Genomic DNA, 21262 nt, shown 5'->3' on the forward strand with positions numbered 1-21262 from the left:
TAGAAATCTTGCTGTACGTATTAAATTGTGATATTATATAAAAAATGTTATCAGAAATTTTGAATGGAATTCTGCTTTTAATCATAATAGCCCATGTTTTTTTAATTTTTATGGTTTTTTTATGCATTTAGTCCAATCGCAGCAACTAAATGTAGAACAGATTCCCACCATTATTTTTGTTCACTTTTTCTATATCAGACAAAATTACTAAATTATGGAAGACCATATATTTCCGATATGTCCAAAAACAGGTTACAGTAATTACAAAGGAGGGACTTTTATGAGTACACATTCTCTTCGCTTCAGCCCTGAAGATACTGCACCACAGGAGGTCACACTTCTGAATGCATCTTCTTCCCTCTATGAAGGTGACTGGCCAAGCATTCCCCACTCCCATGCATTCACTGAATTATTTTATGTGCGGGACGGACAGGGGGAATTTCTGCTTGAAGATGAAATCTACCCTATTTCAAAGGATGACCTGATCATTGTTAACCCTCACATTAATCACACTGAAATTTCCAGAGGAAACCCACCTCTCAGCTATTTCACAGTGGGCGTAGACGGATTATCTTTCTCTTTTAATGATCAGAAAGAATATCGTATCTTTAACTGCAGAAAAAAGAAAACAGATCTGCTTTTTTACTTTAATGCTCTGTTTCAGGAACTGGACAATCAATCGGAAGGGTACGAAAAAATATGCAGACATATGCTTAATATTCTGATCCTTCAGCTTCAGCGGATCACAGATTCTCCTTTTGAACTGATCACTGCACAACATCCAAGCAAGGAATGTGCACATATCAAGCGATATCTTGATTCTAATTACGGAGAAAACATCTCTCTTGATCATCTGTCTGCCATCAGCCACCTGAACAAGTATTATCTCAGTCATGAATTTACCAAATATTACGGGATTTCTCCTATGAACTATCTAAACCGAAAGCGGATTGAGGTATGTAAGGAGCTTCTGGAAAATACTGATTACGGAATTTCAGACATTGCCCATCTGACAGGATTTTCCTCTCAGAGTTATCTCTCTCAGAGCTTTCGCAAATCCTGTGGTATGACTGCAGGAACTTACCGCAAACTTAAGAAAAGAAGAAAGGATGCTATTTAACATTATGCAATACACATTTCCAAACTACTATAAAGAATTTTCCTGCATTGCAGGAGCCTGTCCGGATACCTGCTGCGCAGGATGGCAGATCGTGATTGACGATCAGACACTGAAGAAGTACCAGCACTTTAAAGGTCCGTTCCGCAATCGCCTGCACAATGATATTGACTGGAAAGAACATGTTTTCTGCCAGTATAACAGACGCTGTGCTTTTCTCAACGAAGAGAATCTGTGTGATATCTACACAGAAGCAGGACCGGAAATGTTCTGCAGAACCTGCAAAAATTATCCTAGACATATTGAAGAATTTGAAGGTTTACGTGAAATTTCCCTGTCACTCTCCTGTCCGGAAGCAGCAAGGATTTTACTTTCCCAAAAGGAAAAGGTACACTTTATCACAAAAGAAAAAAAGACAAAAGAAGAAGTCTATGATGACTTTGATTATTTCCTGTTCACTGCGCTTATGGACACCCGTGATATGCTTATAAATATCATCCAGGACAGAACTGTACCCATGCAGAAACGTCTGTGGAAACTTCTGGCAGCTGCACATGATTTCCAGTTATGTGTAAATAAAAATGAACTCTTTAAATGGGAGGAAATACGAAAACGACATGAAGATTCCGGATACGGAGACAGATTTTGCAGCAAAATTTACTCTCGTATAAATGCAGATAACATAGAAAACAGTTCTGCTGCATCTGCCTGTGCAAATACACCAGAACAATTATTTAAAAAAATGTGGAAAGCTGTTGTCCCGGAAATGGAAGTTCTGCGCCCGGGATGGCAGGAATACTTAAAGAATTGTCTGACTCCACTGTATAATAGAAATACAGATCCGCAGTCTGACTCCGGAAATCTTTATTCCTGGCAGAAAAGTGAATTTGATTTCTCTTATCCGGACTGGCAGATTCAGGAGGAACAGCTTCTTATTTACTGGATCTATACCTATTTCTGCGGTGCAGTTTATGATGATGAGATCTTCGCCAAGGTAAAAATGGCAGTTGTGTGCACCCTGTTCATCCATGAATTAAATGTGGGAACCTATCTGAAAAACAACCGGCAGTTTAAGCTGGATGACCAGATCCGTATCTGTTATCAGTTTTCCAGAGAACTGGAACACTCAGATCTTAACCTGAACAGATTCGAAGAATTGATGTCTGAAAAAGAGATCTTCTCTTTTGAAAATCTATTGAAGATCTGCTGATGCATACTTTTTCTGTCTTATCTGTGTCATCTGACACCTCATATAGTCAGATGAACATTTATGCTTTGTAAAAAAACCTTACTGTACAGAAAATATCTTTATACAGATATTGTTCTGTACAGCAAGGTTTTTATCGCTAGTACATTTTTAACCACACTCAGGCCAGTGCCAGCAAATCTTTTCCTTCTTTCAGTCTCTCATAAAACTGTATGTAGAAATCCTGATTTTGATCATATGGTTTGAGATAGAATCTGTTCACAACAAAGAGGTTCAGATTTCTAATCAAGTCTGAATCCTCAGCATTGTACAGTATTTCCTGTACATCCAACAAAAAATAATGCCAGTCATTGACAAATTTCTCATAATTTTTCAGATCCGGTGTGTCGATCCATTTTTTTACCTTGATCTTACTTCTGTTTGTTTTGGGACATTCATGGATCTGAAGAATATATTTAAATCGCCCATCTTCATAAAGTCTTCCCAGAGGAAACAGCCTGCAGAAGCCTGGTCTGACAGCATGAATACTGCAACGGCCCTCTTTATTCAGAAATACGCATTGTTCTTTTTCACCTGTCATCCGGAGATGAGGCAGGATATTGCCGTCTGATACTCCCAGTTCCAGACATTCCTGCAGAAGCTGTTCCACAGGCTTCTTAAGTCCCACAGATAATCTGTGTACATCATATGGATCCAGAATTACAGAATCTCCCATTCCCTGACAGCAGTCACAGCATCCCTCACAGTCGTGGCAGTCTGCCTTTACCATGTCATTGGAATCATATAACTTTCCGTCGGAAATCTCTTCCAGTGTCTGTTCTCTCCGCATCAGAAAGCCTCCAGTCCTGTAACTCCCCAGTCTGAAGCAAGATCTTTCATACCTTCCAGAACTTCCTCCCTGGAATAATCATTATCATCCAGGAAATCTCCGTCCATATCATTCAGATACAGATAAAAAGTCAGTGCCAGTTCCAGATAATCTGCATCGTCTTCTACCATACCCATATATAATTCGTTTTCTGCTTCATTGATCTTTCCTTCTTCTGCCAGCTTCATAATAGTTGAAAAAAGCTTATCTGCCTCTGTGTAATCTTCCTCGTTTTCAGGAAGTCTGTAATCCGGCTGCTGCTCATGAAGCAGAAGCTTTGCAATCAGTCTTCCTATATCCTGAATATTTCTTATCATATGATCATCCTGTACTGCCATAATTTTTTCTTCCTTTCTAATTTTATCTCATTAGGAAAGTAACTTCCTTACCATCTCACCGTCAAAGACCACACCTGTCAAATGATCAACCTCAATCTGATACAGTGCATTGGCCGCAATATGCTCTGCTGCCTGCTCCAAATCACGAATACCACTGGTGTTTTTGTGTTTTTCAACAACAGCTTCCAGTCCTTCCTCTGTCACTACACATTCCTCTGCCTTCAAACTCATTCGTTTCAGTACCTTTGGCAGAACATATTCTGAAAAAATAATTTTCTTTTCTTCAGATGTGTAATCCGGAATATCAATGACCGCAAAACGGGACATCAACGGTGCACTGATCTGGTCTTTCTCGTTGGCTGTGGCAATAGGGTAAACGCCAACTGTAGGCACCATACATTCCATATAGTTATCTGTAAATCCAAGATTATCAAGAAGTGTCAGAAGCACATCTGCAGGATTTCCATTTCCTTTTCCGGAAGCTGCCTTGTCCAGCTCATTAATAATAAATACCAGGTTGGACTCTCCTGCTGCTGAAAATGCTTCCATAATAATTCCAGGTTTTGCATTTGCATAGATTCTGGAGCTTCCTGTAAGCTGTTCAGGGTCATTAATAGAACTCATATCCAGAGTTGTCCACGGAAGCTTCAGGATACGGGCAACTGCATAGGCGATCTGAGACTTACCGGTACCTGCCGGTCCTACGAGAAGCAATCCATAGGCGGGCAGTGTATGGGTACGGTTGATCTGGATGATCGTCTCAATAATACGCTGTTTTACAGATTCCATTCCATAGAGTTCTTCATCAAGGATTCTGCGGGCTTCCTGAGGGTCAATTGCTTCAAAATAATTATTTTTCCATTGAATGTTCATCATAATGGACAATGCTCTCTGTGCATGTCTTCTCTCCTCAGGAGATACTTCATGAGAGCGGGCAACTGCAAGATTTCTTCGTGCCCACAGACGAATATTATCCGGCAGGGTTCTGCCTGCGCAGGTCATAAAATCAGTAATGCTCTGAATACTTGTCAGCTTCATCTCATCACCGGTTTCCTCTTCCTCTTCTTCCTCTGTGGTTTCTATGGGTGCACTGCTTGCCAGAAGTCTCTCAATCATAAACTGGAGAAATCCATCTTCTGCAGAAAGCTTTGTTCCACCTCCAAATGCAGTCTCCCGAATCTTATAAACTGCATAACCATTCTCTTGATTTTCTCCTGAGAGGCGCACATTGATATGATTCTCTCCCAGCCATTTCAGAAGGCTTACAAATCTGGAATCAATGCTAAGGATATCTGCGCTGAAAACACCATCCTCTTCTTTAAATTCAAAAGAAGTGCGTTTGATAGGGTTTGTAAAAATACCGCAGGAATGATGCTTCCACCTGCGTTGACTGTTATCCAGGACCATTATCGGCTGTTCTGGAGATGTTTCGTTTCTATCAGACTTAAAAGTAGTATAAGTACATTCAGACTGTACATCTGTTTTCTTGTCTGAAGCACCACTGAAATCAAATACTGGCATAATAAATACTCCTTTTATTTTATCTTTCACCTGTATAAAACAGTAACTTTCCGTATTTTTTTATTCTAGCAGAATCTTTCCTTTTAATCAATTCCGGAAATGAAATCCTTTTCCAAAAATATTGACGGTATCCGTCACAGGCTTTATAATAGTGATAACTTAGAATTTCCAGAACTCTCTGGAAAATCGAAATTCACTTTTAGGAGAGCAAAATGAGCAAAATTATTTTAACCGGTGACCGTCCAACCGGCCGCCTTCATGTTGGACATTATGTTGGTTCATTATCTGAGCGTGTTCGTTTACAGAACTCTGGCTTATATGATGAAATTTATATTATGATCGCAGATGCACAGGCATTAACAGATAATGCGGAACACCCTGAGAAAGTTCGTCAGAATATCCTTCAGGTTGCCCTTGATTATCTTTCATGCGGCATTGATCCTGAGAAATCCACTATCTTTATCCAGTCTATGGTTCCGGAGCTTACAGAGCTTACTTTTTATTATATGAACCTTGTTACTGTAGCACGTGTACAGCGTAATCCTACAGTTAAATCTGAAATCCAGATGCGTAATTTCGAAGCAAGTATCCCTGTTGGATTCTTCTGTTATCCCATCAGCCAGGCTGCAGATATTACGGCATTCCGGGCTACTACTGTTCCAGTTGGCGAGGACCAGCTTCCAATGCTTGAGCAGTGCAAGGAGATCGTACACAAATTCAATACTGTATACGGTGAAACCTTAACAGAGCCGGAGATCATCCTGCCATCCAATAAAGCCTGTTTACGTCTTCCAGGTACCGATGGAAAAGCAAAAATGAGCAAATCTCTTGGAAACTGCATCTATCTTTCAGATGAAGAAGCAGATGTGAAAAAGAAAGTTATGTCTATGTTCACAGACCCTAACCATCTTCGCGTGGAAGACCCTGGCCGTGTAGAAGGAAACCCGGTATTTATTTATCTGGATGCTTTCTGCAAACCGGAATACTTCCCGGAATTCCTGCCTGAATATCAGAATCTGGATGAACTGAAAGCTCACTATACACGCGGCGGTCTTGGTGACGTTAAAGTCAAGAAATTCCTGAACAAAGTGCTTCAGGCAGAACTTTCTCCGATCCGTGAGAGACGTAAATACTGGGAACAGCATCTGGATGACGTATATGAAATCCTCAAAGAAGGAAGTAAGACAGCCGAAGCAAAGGCTGCACAGACACTTCATGATGTACGTTCTGCAATGCAGATCAATTATTTTGATGACAACAGCCTGATCAAATAATTGAGCAGTAATAATTTTTCATTTAAAACTTCTTGTGACGATAAAGAGCCTGTAAAAAACATCTCTTGTTTTTTACAGGCTCTTTTTATCATTTATTTATATGATTTCTCTTTTCTGTCAGCAGATGGTAACTGCCAGGATTATGTATACCAGAATAGAAACCAGACAATACATGGAATTGGTTGTAGATACATAAGCGCTGCCTTCTTCGTCCTTCATAAAGGTCTGCATACTAAAGGTAGCTGGTGATGACATATAGGTAATAATGGCCAGGTTTACAATCTGAGAATCCCCAACCAGAGAATGTACTGCAAAAAGTACTCCAGCCATCATCACTCCCTGCAGAATCATCCTAAGCAGGATAGTAGTAATACAGGGTTTCAGCAAATTGGCATTCAGTTCCATACTATAGCCCACCACAAGTAGAATGATAGCAGTTACAGATGTGGTGAGAATATTCTCCACACTCTGATATACACCGCCAAAAGGACTGTCCAGAAGTATTATAATAATTTTTGACAGACCTGCTATAATTCCCAGAACGCTGGCAATAAATGCGGGCGTTCTTATTGCACTGCTGAAGAGTTTTTTTACATCTATTTTTCCACCATCTTCTACCTGTCCCAGCATTCCCATATAAATACTGAATCCAAACAGAAGTCCCGCAATATCCAGCACTGCCACATGTGATAGATTCTCGCTTCCACACAGGCTGGTATACAAAGGATATGCCATCAGACCACCCTCATATACACTTACCATAAAAGGCAGATACCTCTGATATTTTCCCTTGAGAAAGGGCTTCAGCACAAATCCAAGGCTGAAGGAAACAATCAGCATGATCAGCATGATCAGTATGAGAATTCCTGTTTCTTTATTATATTCTGCTGTTGCCAATGCATGAAAAATAGCAACCGGCAGCATAACATTCGTTACCAGGACTTTCATGTTGGCGACTCCCTCACCTGTGAGAATCTTCCATTTACGGCATAGCATACCAAGAATGATCATTACCAGAACCGGCATGACAATTTGCAAAACATCCAATTTTTTCACTCCTTCTAATCAAATTTGAAAAATAACTGTTTTCCACTTATATTAACTTGTCCAGAATAGAGTGTCCAATTGTTCCTTCCGGCATTTTAACCTGGAAATTGTCTGCAACAGTTGCACCGATAATCGCAAATGTATTCTCTTCCTCTAAACAGCCTCCCTCAGCCATTGCAGGTGACCAGGAAATAAAAGGAACATATTCTCTGGTATGGTCGGTACCTGTATATGTGGGATCATTGCCGTGGTCTGCAGTGATGATCAGCAGGTCATCGGATGTCAGTTCTTCCATCAGAACTCCCAGATTCTTATCAAATTTTTCGATTTCCTGTCCATAACCTTCCGGATTTCTGCGGTGTCCCCATAATGCATCAAAATCTACCAGATTCGTAAAACACAATCCATGAAAATCTCTCTTTCCAATTTCAATAGTCTGTTCCATTCCATGTACAGAGCTATTGGAATGCAGTGCCTCTGTCACTCCTTCCCCACAGAAAATATCATTAATCTTTCCTACACTGATCACATCATATCCTGCATCCTTCAGTGCATTCATAGCTGTCAGGCCAGTAGGTTTCAGTGCATAATCATGTCTGTTGCTTGTACGCCTGAACTCCCCTTTCTTCTTGCCCACATATGGACGCGCAATAATACGTCCCACACGCCACTGGTCTTTCATGGTGATCTCACGGGCAATTTCACAGCAGCGATACAGGTTCTGGAGATCAAAGGTCTCCTCATTTCCGCAGATCTGCAGCACAGAATCAGCAGATGTATATACGATCATAGCTCCTGTGTTGATTTCTTCCTCACCCAGCTCCTCAATAATCTCAGTACCGCTGGCACTCTTATTGCCAATCACGCGTTTCCCGCAGCGCTTCTCCAGCTCTGCGATCAGTTCCTGCGGAAACCCTGTTTCTGTGAATGTTTTAAATGGCTTATCTGTCCTGATTCCCATCATTTCCCAGTGTCCGGTCATAGTATCCTTACCGTTGCTTGCTTCACTGACACGCATAAATCGTCCCATGGGTTTCTCCACAGGAGTCATATTTCCGGCCTGATGAAGATTGATCATTCCCAGTTTCTGCAGATTGGGAATGTCCAGTGTTCCCATACGTTCCAGAATGTGCCCAAAGGTATCTACCCCTTTGTCACCAAATTTCTCAGAATCCGGCATTGCCCCAATTCCCAGTGAATCCAGTACGATCACAAATATTCTTTTATATTTTTCCATATATCGTTTCCCCCATTCTTGGTATCATCTTGTTTTAACTCAGTTATTTATTTGTCCCTTTAATCCTGCCAGCGCCTGTGCAAATGCATTGTTTACCGGCTCTTTGGCTTCTTTCTGTTGCTGCCTCATATATTTCTGAACATCACGTTTATTCACTCCTGCCCCTTCTTTGGCTCTTCGTGCCTGAAAAGCAGAAAGTTTTTCTTTATACCCACAGACACAGATAAAGGTCTCTTCTTTGCCTTTGACATACATTTCCATTCGTTTATGGCACTTAGGACAACGGGCATTTGTTGTTCTGGATACCGTTTCCCTGTAACCACATTCTCTGTCCTGGCATACCAGCATCTTTGCATTCTTTCCGTTTACTGCCAGAAGCTTCTTTCCACAGTTGGGGCAGATTTTGTTTGTAAGATTATCATGGCGGAAAGTTCCCTGTCCTGTTTTAATCTCTTCCACAATATCACAGGTATAATTTCGGATTTCTTTGAGAAATACCTCCTGCTTTATCCTGCCTTTGGCAATATTTCCAAGTTTCATCTCCCAGTCTGCTGTCAGTTCCGGCTTGCGCAGTTCCTCCGGTACCAGCTCCAGAAGCTGTTTTGCCTTGGAGGTCAAGTAGATTTCATTTCCTTTCTTTTCCATCAGGAAACTGTTAAAAAGCTTCTCTATGATATCCGCCCTTGTTGCAACTGTTCCAAGTCCGCCTGTTTCCCCAAGGGTCTTGGCCGCTTTCGCATCATGGCTTTCCATATACCGCACCGGATTCTCCATTGCAGCAAGAAGTGTAGCTTCTGTAAATCTTGCAGGTGGTTTTGTCTTACCTGTATTCATAGATACATTTTCAATATACAGCTTCTCGCCTTTTTTCATCTGAGGAAGCTTCTGGTCCTTCAAAAGCTTTCCTTCCTCTGCCGGATCAAGGTCTTCCTCCTCTGTATCCGTATTTTCATATACTTCTTTCCAGCCCGCACTTTTTACAACTTTTCCGCTGGCCGCAAACATTTCTCCTGCTGCTATTCCTTCCATGCTTACCTGCTCATAAACAAACGGAGGATACAGTACACTTAAAAATCTGCGAACTACCATATCATAGATTTTCCGTTCTTCATTTGTCATATGATCCAGCTGGACAAACTGCTCTGTAGGAATAATTGCATGATGGTCACTGATCTTTTTATCATCCACAAAGCTTCCATTTGCACGGATTGGCTGATTCATCAAAGCACCTGCCAGTTTTCTGTAAGGTCCCACTGCACAGGCCTTCAGGCGTTCTTTGATCGTAGGAACAATATCCTTTCCGATATATCTGGAATCTGTTCTCGGATAAGTGAGAACTTTATGATTTTCATACAAACGCTGCATAATATTCAGTGTCTGCTTTGCCGAATATCCATATCTCTGATTTGCTTCTCTCTGCAGCGTAGTAAGATCATATAACCCCGGTGCAAAAGTTTTCTTTTCTTTACTGGTTACTGAGTTCACTTCCAGAAACTGGTTTCTGAGAACATTGGCCAGCTCCTCCGCATGCTCTTTATTAAAGGTTCTGAAGCTCTTACTCTTTGGCTCTTTCCAGGTCCAGGTCACCTCTCCTGCCTTCAGAGTGAGTCCGTAATATTCCTTTGGCTTAAATGCACGGATCTCTTCTTCCCGTTTCGCGATCATTGCCAGAGTGGGAGTCTGCACACGCCCACAGGAAAGCTGGGCATTATATTTACAGGTAAGTGCTCTGGTACCATTCATCCCTACCAGCCAGTCTGCTTCTGCTCTGGCTACAGCAGCCCTGTACAGGTTATCGTACTCATGTCCGTTTTTCAGATTTGCAAATCCTTCTTTAATGGCCTTGTCAGTGACAGAAGATATCCACAGTCTGCGAATAGGTTTATGGCAATCCGCCTTATCCAGGATCCATCTTGCCACCAGTTCTCCCTCTCTACCGGCATCTGTGGCAATAATAATGTCTTTGATATCTTTGCGATAAAGCTGGGTTTTGACTGCATTATATTGTTTACCGGTCTGACGGATTACTACCAGCTTCATTTTATCCGGCAGCATGGGGAGAGCTGACATTTCCCATTTTGTATATTTTTTATCGTATTCCTCCGGATCTGCCAGGGTGACCAGATGTCCCAGTGCCCAGGTAACTACGTATTCCTTTCCTTCCAACGTTCCGTTACCTTTTTGTGTACAATGAAGCACTCTGGCTATATCTCTGGCCACAGAAGGTTTCTCTGCGATGACTAATGATTTCATTTTTTCACTCCTTATTCCGCCATTTTCAACTCAAAGTATAGCATAGAACCTGCTTACATTCTACCTTTTATTTTTATGATAAATAAAGTCAGGGACAAAGCAAATTTGCGCAGTAATCAATTTTATATCCAACGCCGCGTACTGTCTCTATCAGATCCCCGGCAGTTCCCAGTTTTTGTCGAAGAGTCCGGATATGTACATCCACAGTCCTGCTTTCTCCGTCAAACTCATATCCCCAGACCTGATTCAACAGCTGGGTTCTGGAGAGTACAGTGCCACTGTTTTTCAGAAGAAAACACAATACCTCATATTCCTTAAGAGTCAGATTTACATTCTGTCTGTCCACAGTTACCACATGCCTGGAAGGACATACATACAAATTTGCCGCCTGATACTCCTCAGCACCTGCATCCTCACTTCTGCGGAGAAGTGCACGGATCCTGGAAATCAGCTCCATCATACGGAAAGGTTTGGGAATATAATCGTCTGCTCCGCTGTCCAGTCCGATCACTGTGTCATACTCGCTGCCTCTGGCTGTCAGCATGATAACGGGAAGCCTCCGCGTATCCGGCCGTACACGTAATTTCTTCAGAATGGTAATTCCATCCTCCTCCGGAAGCATCACATCCAAAAGCAGCAGAGACGGCAGCTCTTTTTCCAGTTCCTTCCAGAATAAAGAAGGACGTTCAAAACCCTTTGCTTCATATCCCTGGCTTTTCAAAGTGTAAATTACAAGTTCACGGATGCTTTCATCATCTTCTAACAGATATATCATAATAGTTCCTTTCTGAATTTATATTTTTTCGATTATTTTTTACTATTCTTTTGAATATATTCAGTATAAAGAAACTTCGTAAATTCTTACCTCTTCTTTGTGTTAAAATTTCGTAAAATCTACCATGTTTTTAAGATTTTCTTTATAAAAATTTTATGTATTGATCTTAAAAATTTATTTGTAAAAGTATTTCAGAAATGTTATGATTGTTATGAAAAAAACTGTGATGTAAATTTAATCCCATTTGAAGAAGGTGAAATTTTGAAACAATTTTTATCCAAATACCGTCACGGCCTGGTAATCGGAATTTACAGTATTCTGTATATTCTGGCTTTTCATTATCTGGAATCCCGGCCCATTCACAGTTATCATATTGTACATACTGTTTTTGATGATCTGATTCCATTCTGTGAATTTTTTATTATACCTTATTTGCTGTGGTTTCCTTATATGGTCCTGGCAGTGGTATATTTTATCTTTTTCAACAAAAACAGACATGAATATTATCAGCTGATATTTAACCTGATGATGGGGATGACAATTTTCCTTATTGTATCCTATGCTTATCCCAATGCACAGCATCTCCGCCCTGTTGAATTCCCCAGGGACAACATTTTTACAGATGTAGTCAGATGGCTGTACAAAACGGATACACCTACTAATATTCTTCCCAGCATCCATGTTTTTAATTCCCTGGCCATCCATATGTCACTGACCAATTGCCAGGCTCTTCGTGGAAAGAAGAACGTACGAATTGTTTCTTTTATTCTTACAATGCTTATTATTATGTCCACGATGTTCCTGAAGCAGCATTCTGTGATTGATGTCTGTATGGGAGCTACCCTTGCTCTTTTCGGTCATCTTCTTTTCTATCCGGAAAGATCCCTGTCTTTTTCCAGGAACGCCTATTACAACGAAAGAAAACGTAAAAAAAGCGAAAATTAAAAAGTGGTACAGAAATGCAAACACATTTCTGTACCACTTTTTTATTTCTATCCTATAACTGCCTTACAGTTTATCAGTTAAATCCATAAAATTTCTGGCTGATTTTGTAAGCTGCCACAGACATCTTTCTGCCTCCACGTCCCGGCAGATTCATTACCCTTCCAAAAAGGCTGTGTCGAAGTTTATTGTATACAGCCCTATTCTCACTCTTAATATATTCCAGAAGCTCTTTCTTTTTCTGCAGAGATTCCTCTGTATTTGCCCTGATAAGCATGATAGATGAGATTGTTGTAATAATATCCAGATAACTAAACATATATGCTTTCAGACGCCGGTTTGTATTGCCACATTTAATATATGCATCCACCATCAGCTTATTCACACGAATCTGCTGGTCAATACGTTTGATCATTACCTTTTCATTAACTGACTGATCATCTCTGCCTATAAAATAGCGGTAAAAATTCACATCCAGATAATAAAGATTCTTTACATATGGCAGCGGTTCAAAAGCAAACAGATTGTCCACATAGAAGGTATGCTTCGGCAGCTCCAGACCGCAGTCATGAAGCAGCTGTGTACGATAGATCATAGAATGCATAAGAAGATATTTGCCCTTTGGCATATGTCTTACTTCATCCCATCCAAATATTTTGTTCTGAGGAAGACATCTGCGGTACTGCATGACTTTTTTGCGTGTTGCTCCCTGTTTCTCATATACAAAATTGCTAATAAGAAGGTCTACTGTTTCAGGTCCGCGCAACAGCTCGTACAACGTTTTCAAAATACTGATATAGGCTTCCTTATTTACCCAGTCATCACTATCCACAACTTTAAAATACAAACCTGTAGCATTCCTGATTCCTGCATTTACAGCCTCTCCATGTCCACCATTCTCCTGATGAATTGCTTTCACAATAGTAGGGTATTTTTCCGCATAGGCATCTGCGATCTCTGCAGTTCTGTCCGAGGATCCATCATCCACCACAAGAATTTCTACCTCTTCTCCGCCTACGAGCAGTGACTCAATACACTTTTCCATATAATCCTGAGAATTATAACATGGAATGGCAATACTTAACAGTTTCATCTCTTTTCCTCCTTAATATATCTGGCATACGCCCCAAATGCAGATGGTATGGCGTATCTTTGTCCTGCCTGTTCTTTGTCTGCAAAAATAAGATCTTCATCTTTTGCTTTTTCCAGGGATGATACCCTGACTCTGTATGCCTCCATCCTCCATTCAATGTGGGAAAAAATATGTTTGGAAGAAGGCATTTCTTCTATATAAAGAGGATCCAGTCCCAGTTTTCTTACATACTCCAGAGCCTGCTCCCTTTCCATATGTCCAGGGACATTGGGCAACTCGTACAGGCCTGCCAGAAGCCCCTTGGGCGGTCGCTTTCGAAGCGCTGTTGCTTCTCCGTCCTGAATGATAAAAACTGTTTTATCCTCTTGTTTTCGTTCCTTTTTCGCTGCTTTTACAGGGAAACGATCCACAGTACCATGGCAATATGCCTGACAGAGCGAAGCCACCGGACATTCCTCACATTTTGCCATTCCATTTGGTATACACACTACAGCCCCCAATTCCATCAGGGCCTGATTAAAATCTCCCGGCTTGTCTTCAGGCATAATTTCAGACAGCTCCTCTTCTATTACTCTACGGACTGACTGTCTGCTGATATCTCCATTGTTCTCTGTAATTCTGGTGATCACCCTGAGTACATTTCCATCTACTGCGGGAACCGATTTATGATAGGCAATGGATGCGATTGCCCCAGCCGTATAGCTCCCTATACCTTTTAACGATAAAAGTGTCTGATAATCTTCAGGAATTATTCCCTGATAATCAGACACCACCTGCCTGGCTGCTTCCTGCATATTCCGTACCCGGTTATAATATCCAAGCCCTTCCCAAAGTTTCAACAGCTGTTCCTGAGGGCACTGAGCCAGAGCCTGTACATCCGGAAGCGCTGTGATGAATCTCTGAAAATACGGCTTTACCGCCTCCACCCTGGTCTGCTGCAGCATAATCTCAGACACCCAGGTATAATAAGCATTATTTTTGTCCCTCCAGGGCAGAACACGCTTATTTATATTGTACCATTGAAGTAATGGTATGACAATTTTTTTTAACATTTTCTTTATTTCCTTTATTCTCCCAAGTTTTTAGCAAAACCTTACATACAGCAAGCTCAGTTCCGTCTGCTCTTCTCTGCATATGCGCTATAAAAGGATGAGGGCGGTCAATAAAAACCGCCCTTTCTGCCTTACTGTATTTCTTTTCAATTATTTTCCTTTTCATGAGAGATACTGTCATTTTTTACATTTTACTCTCAGATAATATACCAGTGCAATTATAATGATCAGAACCGCTACAATATATCCGATCTCTGCTGCCAAACTTGTCGTAAACATATCCACTGCAGATACCACTCCGATTGCGATCAGAGCCCATCCACAGCCCTTCTCCATTTTCTTTTCGTCATAAAGCTTTTTGCGGACATCTGCATTTCCACCCTTCATGAAAATCTCCCCGTGTCCTGTAAGGAGCATAATTCCCACTATAAATGCAGCAACTGTTAAAATAAGGCTTAATGAATCCATGTTCATAATTGTTTCTCCTTTGTAAATAATCAGGCTGCCTGACAGACAGCCCTTTTAATCATTCATTTTTTAATAGAAACATACGATAGGAACACCATACTGAATAATATCGTAAAGTTCTCCCGCTTTATCCGGCGGCATATTAATGCAGCCATGGGAACCACCCTCAAGATATCTGTCGCCGCCAAAATATGGCTGCCATGAAGCATCATGGAATCCGATTCCTCCATTAAACGGCATCCAGTATGTGACAGGCTGTTCATATTCATATTTTCCATTGGGCTGCTGCTTTCCTCTCAAAACATCCGGGCTCTTTTTATAATAGAGTGTAAAAATTCCAGCCGGGGTCTGACGGTCTGCATAGCTCATGTTTCCGGATACAATATCCGATTCAAAGATATCTTCTCCGTTCTGGTAATAATACATATGCTGCTCCGAAAGATCTACCTCAATATAAGTATTTCCAAGATCATTCACACCATATGAATTGGCAGTCATAGAATAAACCGGATCTCTGACTGTCTGAGTACCGGACTGGATCTCCTGGGTAAGCTGCGCCACCTCAGATGCCTGATCTATCTGCCATCCATAGGCAGATCCATATACATAAACGGTTCTTCCGCTGGTAGTATGGAACTCACGTTCAGTACCAACTGTATCATGTGATGCAGCAAGCTGCGCTACATAATCTGCAATATGCTGCTGGAAGGATGCATCATCTCTGATCAGCTGACCCTTCTCATCAAAATTCAGCCAGTCCTTGATCGTACTGCCATCCAAAGTCACTGTCTCATCTCCAAAGGTATAGGTGATGCTTGCTTTGGTAAAATTATTGCATGCATCCAGAGATGCCTGAAGATCTGCATTATCACTTGTCACTGCAGCCTTTGCATATACATCCGGATCACTGGTAAAATCTACCGCATCCTTATTGTCGGACACAGCTTCCGAAAGAGCATTATATGCTTCCTTCAGTATCAGCTGACTTCCCTCAGTCTCAGGAACAATTTCAAACTGAGACTCCCCATAAGCTACATAAGCATCCTCAGGCGCAACCTGATTCTCCTCTTGTGCACAATTCAGTGTTTTCACCTGTGCTTTCAGCTTTTCCTTGTCAAAAGTCGTATTTTCATCTGTACTGTAAATTCTGTTCTCAGTAAACCCGGTAATCCACTCATAGGGCTTCTGGGCCTTCAAAAGCTTAAGGACACTTCCGTCAGATACATATTTATATCCAATCTGGTCTCCTGATATGGTCTGTGGATCCAAGTTCCTGGAATCTACTTCAATAGAATAATTTTCCACTTTTTCTGCAATCAGCTGCTCTACCTGATAAGCAGTCTTACCGGAACAGTCTATTCCATTGATCGTTGTTCCTTCAAAAAATTTATCTGAATAATAATATGATATTCCTGCATAAGCCGTACCTGCTGCAACAAGCAGCATTCCCAACGTAATACCGGTAATTTTTAATATTTTGTGTTTATTCTTAACCGGAGGCTCATAAGGTGCAAGATCCTCATCATTAATAGGCACATAGGCGATCTTGTCCGGTCTTGCAGATTTGCGTGCTTTCATTCTTGCACCGCCGCTGCCGTCATCTGCGCTTTTCTTCTTCTCCTCTTGGTTACCCATTTATTATCTCCTCAAAATAAGTATTACAGTTAAATATACCGAAATATTTTCAGTCTCTTTATTATAACATACTTCTTCTAATTTGCATCTGTTATTCAGATTTTTTTCAAAAAAATGCAAAACCATGCACTTTTTTACAAGTGCATGGCTGCATATATCATGATCATTCTTTATTTCGAATCTTATTTTTCAATCAGAAGGCTTTTTCCTGTCATCTCTGCAGGCTGTTCCATTCCCATAAGCTGGATCATTGTAGGAACAATATCTGCCAGGCATCCACCCTCGCGGAGAGTATATTTCGGATCTGCATTTACAAGAATAAATGGTACAGGGTTTGTAGTATGAGCAGTCCATGGTTCACCTGTCTCATAATCGATCAGCTGTTCTGCATTACCATGATCCGCACAGATAAACATCTGTCCGTCAACTTCCTTCAGTGCTTCTACAGCTTTACCTACACATTCATCTACAGTCTCAACAGCTTTGATGGCAGCAGCTTCCACACCTGTATGTCCAACCATATCCGGATTTGCAAAATTGATCACGATCACATCATATTTATCAGCTTTGATGGCCTCAACCAGTTTTTCGCATACCTGAGGAGCGCTCATCTCAGGCTGAAGATCATAGGTTGCAACCTTCGGAGATTTCACAAGAATTCTGTCTTCCCCTTTGTTTGGCTCTTCTACACCACCGTTAAAGAAGAAGGTTACATGGGCATATTTCTCTGTCTCAGCGATACGGGCCTGAGTCATATTATGTGCTGCCAAATATTCTCCAAATGTGTTCTTCAGCTGAACCTTATGGAAAGCTACCAGCTTGTTCTGGATGGTATCATCATAATCTGTAAAGCATACAAAAGTTACATGAGGTCTTGTTTTTCTCTCAAAGCCTTTAAAATCATCATCACAGAATGCTCTTGTGATCTCACGGGCACGGTCAGGGCGGAAATTAAAGAACACTACTGAATCCTTATCCGATACCACTGCAACCGGTTTTCCCTCTTTTTCGATCACTGTAGGAAGAACAAATTCATCTGTTTTATCATTGTCATAAGAAGCCTGAACTGCCTCCGGTGCAGCAGCTCCCTTAACACCTTCTCCAGAAGTAAGAGCATTATATGCAAGCTCTACACGATCCCAGCGATTGTCACGATCCATTGCATAATAACGTCCGGATACAGAGGCAATCTCGCCTACACCGATTTTCTTCATCTCAGCTTCCAGCTGTTCTACAAATTCCTTACCTGATGCAGGAGGTGTATCACGTCCATCCAGGAAGCAGTGTACATAAACTTTGCTGACTCCCTCTCTTTTTGCCATCTCCAGAAGTCCATACAGATGTGTATTGTGGCTGTGTACACCACCATCAGAAAGCAGTCCCATAAAATGAACTGCGGAATCATTTTCCCTTGCATTTTTCATTGCCGCCAGAAGAGCTTCATTCTTAAAGAAATCTCCATCCTGGATCTCTTTGGTAATTCTTGTAAGCTCCTGATATACAATACGGCCGGCCCCCATATTCATGTGACCAACTTCAGAGTTACCCATCTGTCCGTCCGGAAGACCGACTGCCAGACCGGAAGCATTTCCTTTTACAAAAGGATACTCTGCCATCAGCTTATCCATTACAGGTGTTTTCGCTTCATAAACAGCATTGCCTTCTTTCCTGTCATTTAATCCATAACCATCAAGGATCATTAATACAGTTGGTTTTTTACTCATAATATTCTCCTTTATATTGTGACTTTGTAACTGTATCCCGCATTTTGACTCTGCAGGATATACAGTCTATATCTCTTTCATGTTTCCTACTATATAGTATCAAAAATAGAAAATTTTTCAATTCTTTTCTTTATAAAATCTTTCCGGATTTTTTTACATTATTTACCATACACCCGGATAATCGTGGAAATCTTACGGACAGAATCTCTGTTCCGGATTTCTTCTATAGCAGTACGGAAATCACCTTCTCTTACCTTTTCCGTAATCACAACAACCTCCGCGCATCCCTCAACTTTGGTATCTTTCTGGATGATCTGGGCTACACTGACCTGATATTTTGCAAAAATCGCTGTCATTTCCGCCAGCACACCGCAACGATCCTCTACCTTCAGGCGAAGGAAATAACGGTTATGGGTATCCTCCATCTTCTTCACCGGAATCTGCTTGTAACAGGTACAGCCAATCCGGCCACTGCAGCCTGCCAGTATGTTGCGCACAACATCAAAAACATCTCCTACAACAGCACTGGCTGTAGGAAGCTCTCCTGCTCCCCGTCCAAAGAACATAGCATCCTCTACTGCATCTCCGTGTACAAATACGGCATTATAAGAATCGTTTACTGTAGCAAGAGGATGCGTGCTTGGAATCAGCATCGGGCAGACATATGCTTCAATACCATCTTCTGTATTTCTGGCAACTCCCAAAAGCTTAATAGCTCTGCCCATTTCTTTTGCATAATGGATATCCTTGGATGTGATCTTTGCAATTCCCTCTGTGTAAACATCATTAAACACTACTCTGGAATTAAACGCTACAGAAGCAAGAATAGCAACCTTACGTCCGGCATCCAGTCCCTCAATATCAGCAGTGGGATCAGCCTCCGCGTATCCCAGTTCTGTAGCCAGAGCAAGAGCATCCTTAAACTCCATCCCTTCCTGAGACATCTTGGTCAGGATAAAGTTTGTCGTACCATTTACAATTCCCATAACCTCTGTCATATGATTTCCTGCAAGACACTGTTTCAGCGGACGGATGATAGGAATTCCTCCGGCAACTGCCGCTTCAAACAGGAAATCAACCTTCTTCGCATGTGCAGCATCCAGAAGCTCATGTCCATGGACAGCAATCAGATCTTTGTTGGCAGTTACCACATGCTTTCCTGCATTTAATGCCTGAAGAATATATTCTCTGGCAGGATTGATCCCACCGATCAGTTCTATTACGATTTCAATTTCCGGATCCTCTAAAATACTTTCCCAGCTGTTGGTGAGTACGGAAGGATCCTTTACCTTTGCAGCAGCTTTCTCTACATTTCTGACAAGAATTCTGGTGATTTCTACCTTGCAGCCAACTTTGGCTGACATTTCCTCTTCCTGGCTTTTCAGTACCTTGTACACACCGGTTCCTACTGTTCCCAGTCCCAACAGTGCGGCTTTGATAACTCTATCACTCATTTTCCGGAGTTCCCCTTTCTGCCTGTATCTTCTTTCATTTCTAACGGATATTCTCAATCCACTTTGATTAATTAAAGCTGTTTTTTATAGTAGGGCAGAATCCGTCATTTGTCAAGTTCGTCTGCGTTTTTCAGCAATTTATCTGTGCCTCCAGTTTCCGGAGTTTTTTCTCCTGCCACCTGATATACAGTCCTCCCCCTACAAGCAGTCCTGTCAGGCATAGCACAACCCCCACTGCCAGACCAATATATTGCATCTTCTCTTTCTTCTGATCCGGTGCACCAGTGATCAGACACCGAAGCATGCATCCGTCAAAAAGCGCAGTAATTCCTGCTATCATTACACATTTCCATTTGTTCATGAATGCCTCTCCTTCCCATAGTGTCTTTATAAAGACACTATTCTATCTCCTATTTTACCGTGATAATAAGACTATATCAAGAACAAAACGGACGGTTTATACAAATGATAAGCTATGACAGATTTTGGGAAACGCTAAAAAAGCGGGGACTGACCCAGTATGACCTGTATACCACCTACGGTATACATCGTTCACTTCTGGACAGGCTCCGCCATAATCAGAATATCGAAATCCTTACCCTGGATCATCTGTGTGCCATTCTCGATTGTAATTTCAGTGACATCGTAGAGCACCTTCCAGATGATGATGAAAAAAATAAAACCTATTACACTCTCTGATGGATTTCTTTTTTATATTATTATCGTATAGAAATTTTGTTATTCCAAAGAACATTTTGTACTTTTCTCTGTTTTTGTTTTCTGAAATGCCATCCATCCGTTTTTTCCCTGCATTTCAAAAGTTCCGCAATAACTGAACCCACATTTTTTCAAAAGTCTCTGCATAGGATAATTATCCTTATAAGTATCTATCCTCACATTTGGAAACTGTTGGTATGCCCAGTTCAGGCAAAAGGCTGCTGCCCCCTTTACAATTCCTGTGGAAGCAATTCTGTGAACCACTGCATAAGGGCTTTCATTCAGCCATTTCCCCTCAATGTTGCTATAGCATTCCTCGTTCTCAACTGCATAATAAAAAACGCAGGCCAGCCGGTCTCCTTCCATGCATAAATAGGTTTTATCCAGCGTTCTTTCTACCAGTTCCCGAGGTGGGTAGGACTCTCCCCACTGATCTCCATTATTATGAGTTCTCATAAATTCTCTGGCATTATTATAGACATCCAATACTTTTTTCAAATCTGCTGAAGTTGCTTTTTGTATTCTCATCTTTTCTATCTA

Annotated in this window: 21 protein-coding genes; 5 read left to right on the forward strand and 16 right to left on the reverse strand. The window is 41.3% G+C overall.

Annotated elements, in window-relative coordinates:
* Window positions 1-280: 280 nt before the first annotated feature.
* Both H8Z82_RS05630 and fliB read left to right on the forward strand, forming a co-directional pair.
* On the forward strand, window positions 281-1120 hold the full coding sequence (locus H8Z82_RS05630) for an AraC family transcriptional regulator (RefSeq protein ID WP_186994535.1): 840 nt from the start codon (window positions 281-283) through the stop codon (window positions 1118-1120).
* Window positions 1121-1124: 4 nt separating this feature from the next.
* Complete coding sequence (gene fliB / locus H8Z82_RS05635) at window positions 1125-2327, forward strand: flagellin lysine-N-methylase (RefSeq protein ID WP_186994536.1); 1203 nt, start codon at window positions 1125-1127, stop codon at window positions 2325-2327.
* A gap of 157 nt (window positions 2328-2484) precedes the next feature.
* Here fliB and H8Z82_RS05640 read toward each other — a convergent pair whose 3' ends face one another.
* Genes H8Z82_RS05640 through H8Z82_RS05650 form a run of 3 tightly spaced genes read right to left on the reverse strand, consistent with a single transcriptional unit; the run spans window position 2485 to window position 5051 of the window.
* Window positions 2485-3153, reverse strand: a complete 669-nt coding sequence (locus H8Z82_RS05640; RefSeq protein ID WP_186994537.1) for a YkgJ family cysteine cluster protein — start codon at window positions 3151-3153, stop codon at window positions 2485-2487.
* A complete protein-coding gene (locus H8Z82_RS05645; RefSeq protein WP_186994538.1) occupies window positions 3153-3530 on the reverse strand; it encodes a DUF6483 family protein in 378 nt (125 codons plus the stop codon). The genes H8Z82_RS05640 and H8Z82_RS05645 overlap by 1 nt, the downstream gene beginning before the upstream one ends.
* A 30-nt stretch (window positions 3531-3560) precedes the next feature.
* Window positions 3561-5051 (reverse strand): AAA family ATPase, encoded by a 1491-nt coding sequence (locus tag H8Z82_RS05650; protein ID WP_019162288.1) that lies wholly within the window; start codon window positions 5049-5051, stop codon window positions 3561-3563.
* Between the two features lie 212 nt (window positions 5052-5263).
* Between H8Z82_RS05650 and trpS the strand changes: the two genes are divergently transcribed.
* Complete coding sequence (trpS, locus tag H8Z82_RS05655; RefSeq protein ID WP_019162289.1) at window positions 5264-6325, forward strand: tryptophan--tRNA ligase; 1062 nt, start codon at window positions 5264-5266, stop codon at window positions 6323-6325.
* Between the two features lie 117 nt (window positions 6326-6442).
* On the opposite strand, the gene H8Z82_RS05660 is transcribed toward trpS, so the two are convergent.
* The 4 genes from H8Z82_RS05660 to H8Z82_RS05675 form a co-directional block, all read right to left on the reverse strand.
* Window positions 6443-7372: an AEC family transporter gene (locus H8Z82_RS05660; RefSeq protein ID WP_186994539.1), complete on the reverse strand. Its 930-nt coding sequence runs from the start codon at window positions 7370-7372 to the stop codon at window positions 6443-6445.
* Between the two features lie 46 nt (window positions 7373-7418).
* Window positions 7419-8609, reverse strand: a complete 1191-nt coding sequence (locus H8Z82_RS05665; protein WP_019162291.1) for a phosphopentomutase — start codon at window positions 8607-8609, stop codon at window positions 7419-7421.
* Window positions 8610-8648: 39 nt separating this feature from the next.
* Window positions 8649-10862 carry a DNA topoisomerase III gene (locus H8Z82_RS05670; RefSeq protein WP_186994540.1) on the reverse strand — a complete coding sequence of 738 codons (2214 nt, stop codon included), beginning with the start codon at window positions 10860-10862 and terminating at the stop codon, window positions 8649-8651.
* A gap of 88 nt (window positions 10863-10950) precedes the next feature.
* Window positions 10951-11637, reverse strand: a complete 687-nt coding sequence (locus H8Z82_RS05675; RefSeq protein ID WP_186994541.1) for a response regulator transcription factor — start codon at window positions 11635-11637, stop codon at window positions 10951-10953.
* 261 nt (window positions 11638-11898) lie between these two features.
* On the opposite strand from H8Z82_RS05675, the gene H8Z82_RS05680 reads away from it, so the two are divergent.
* Complete coding sequence (locus tag H8Z82_RS05680) at window positions 11899-12582, forward strand: phosphatase PAP2 family protein (RefSeq protein ID WP_186994542.1); 684 nt, start codon at window positions 11899-11901, stop codon at window positions 12580-12582.
* Between the two features lie 73 nt (window positions 12583-12655).
* On the opposite strand, the gene H8Z82_RS05685 is transcribed toward H8Z82_RS05680, so the two are convergent.
* The 8 genes from H8Z82_RS05685 to H8Z82_RS05715 all read right to left on the reverse strand — a co-directional run bounded on the left by H8Z82_RS05685 (window position 12656) and on the right by H8Z82_RS05715 (window position 20366).
* Window positions 12656-13672, reverse strand: coding sequence for a glycosyltransferase family 2 protein (locus tag H8Z82_RS05685; RefSeq protein WP_019162295.1), 1017 nt, complete (start codon window positions 13670-13672; stop codon window positions 12656-12658).
* A complete protein-coding gene (mutY, locus tag H8Z82_RS05690) occupies window positions 13669-14724 on the reverse strand; it encodes an A/G-specific adenine glycosylase (RefSeq protein ID WP_186994543.1) in 1056 nt (351 codons plus the stop codon). The genes H8Z82_RS05685 and mutY overlap by 4 nt, the downstream gene beginning before the upstream one ends.
* Window positions 14675-14890 carry a hypothetical protein gene (locus tag H8Z82_RS17105; protein WP_207724628.1) on the reverse strand — a complete coding sequence of 72 codons (216 nt, stop codon included), beginning with the start codon at window positions 14888-14890 and terminating at the stop codon, window positions 14675-14677. Before H8Z82_RS17105 ends, mutY begins: the two co-directional genes overlap by 50 nt.
* 11 nt (window positions 14891-14901) lie before the next feature.
* On the reverse strand, window positions 14902-15198 hold the full coding sequence (locus H8Z82_RS05695) for a DUF3784 domain-containing protein (RefSeq protein ID WP_019162297.1): 297 nt from the start codon (window positions 15196-15198) through the stop codon (window positions 14902-14904).
* A 63-nt stretch (window positions 15199-15261) separates the two neighbouring features.
* Window positions 15262-16827, reverse strand: a complete 1566-nt coding sequence (locus H8Z82_RS05700) for a L,D-transpeptidase family protein (RefSeq protein ID WP_186994544.1) — start codon at window positions 16825-16827, stop codon at window positions 15262-15264.
* 182 nt (window positions 16828-17009) lie between these two features.
* Entirely contained in the window at window positions 17010-18551 is a 1542-nt protein-coding gene (gene gpmI / locus H8Z82_RS05705; protein ID WP_019162299.1) for a 2,3-bisphosphoglycerate-independent phosphoglycerate mutase, read from the reverse strand.
* A gap of 158 nt (window positions 18552-18709) precedes the next feature.
* Entirely contained in the window at window positions 18710-20005 is a 1296-nt protein-coding gene (locus tag H8Z82_RS05710) for a homoserine dehydrogenase (protein ID WP_019162300.1), read from the reverse strand.
* Between the two features lie 130 nt (window positions 20006-20135).
* Window positions 20136-20366: a hypothetical protein gene (locus tag H8Z82_RS05715; RefSeq protein WP_186994545.1), complete on the reverse strand. Its 231-nt coding sequence runs from the start codon at window positions 20364-20366 to the stop codon at window positions 20136-20138.
* 104 nt (window positions 20367-20470) lie between these two features.
* On the opposite strand from H8Z82_RS05715, the gene H8Z82_RS05720 reads away from it, so the two are divergent.
* Window positions 20471-20704 (forward strand): helix-turn-helix domain-containing protein, encoded by a 234-nt coding sequence (locus H8Z82_RS05720; protein WP_019162302.1) that lies wholly within the window; start codon window positions 20471-20473, stop codon window positions 20702-20704.
* Between the two features lie 39 nt (window positions 20705-20743).
* Here the strand turns inward: H8Z82_RS05720 and H8Z82_RS05730 are convergent, their stop codons facing one another.
* Entirely contained in the window at window positions 20744-21220 is a 477-nt protein-coding gene (locus tag H8Z82_RS05730) for a GNAT family N-acetyltransferase (RefSeq protein WP_243176400.1), read from the reverse strand.
* Window positions 21221-21262 lie beyond the last annotated feature (42 nt).

Source organism: Blautia difficilis, from assembly GCF_014297245.1.
GTDB lineage: Bacteria > Bacillota > Clostridia > Lachnospirales > Lachnospiraceae > Blautia_A > Blautia_A difficilis.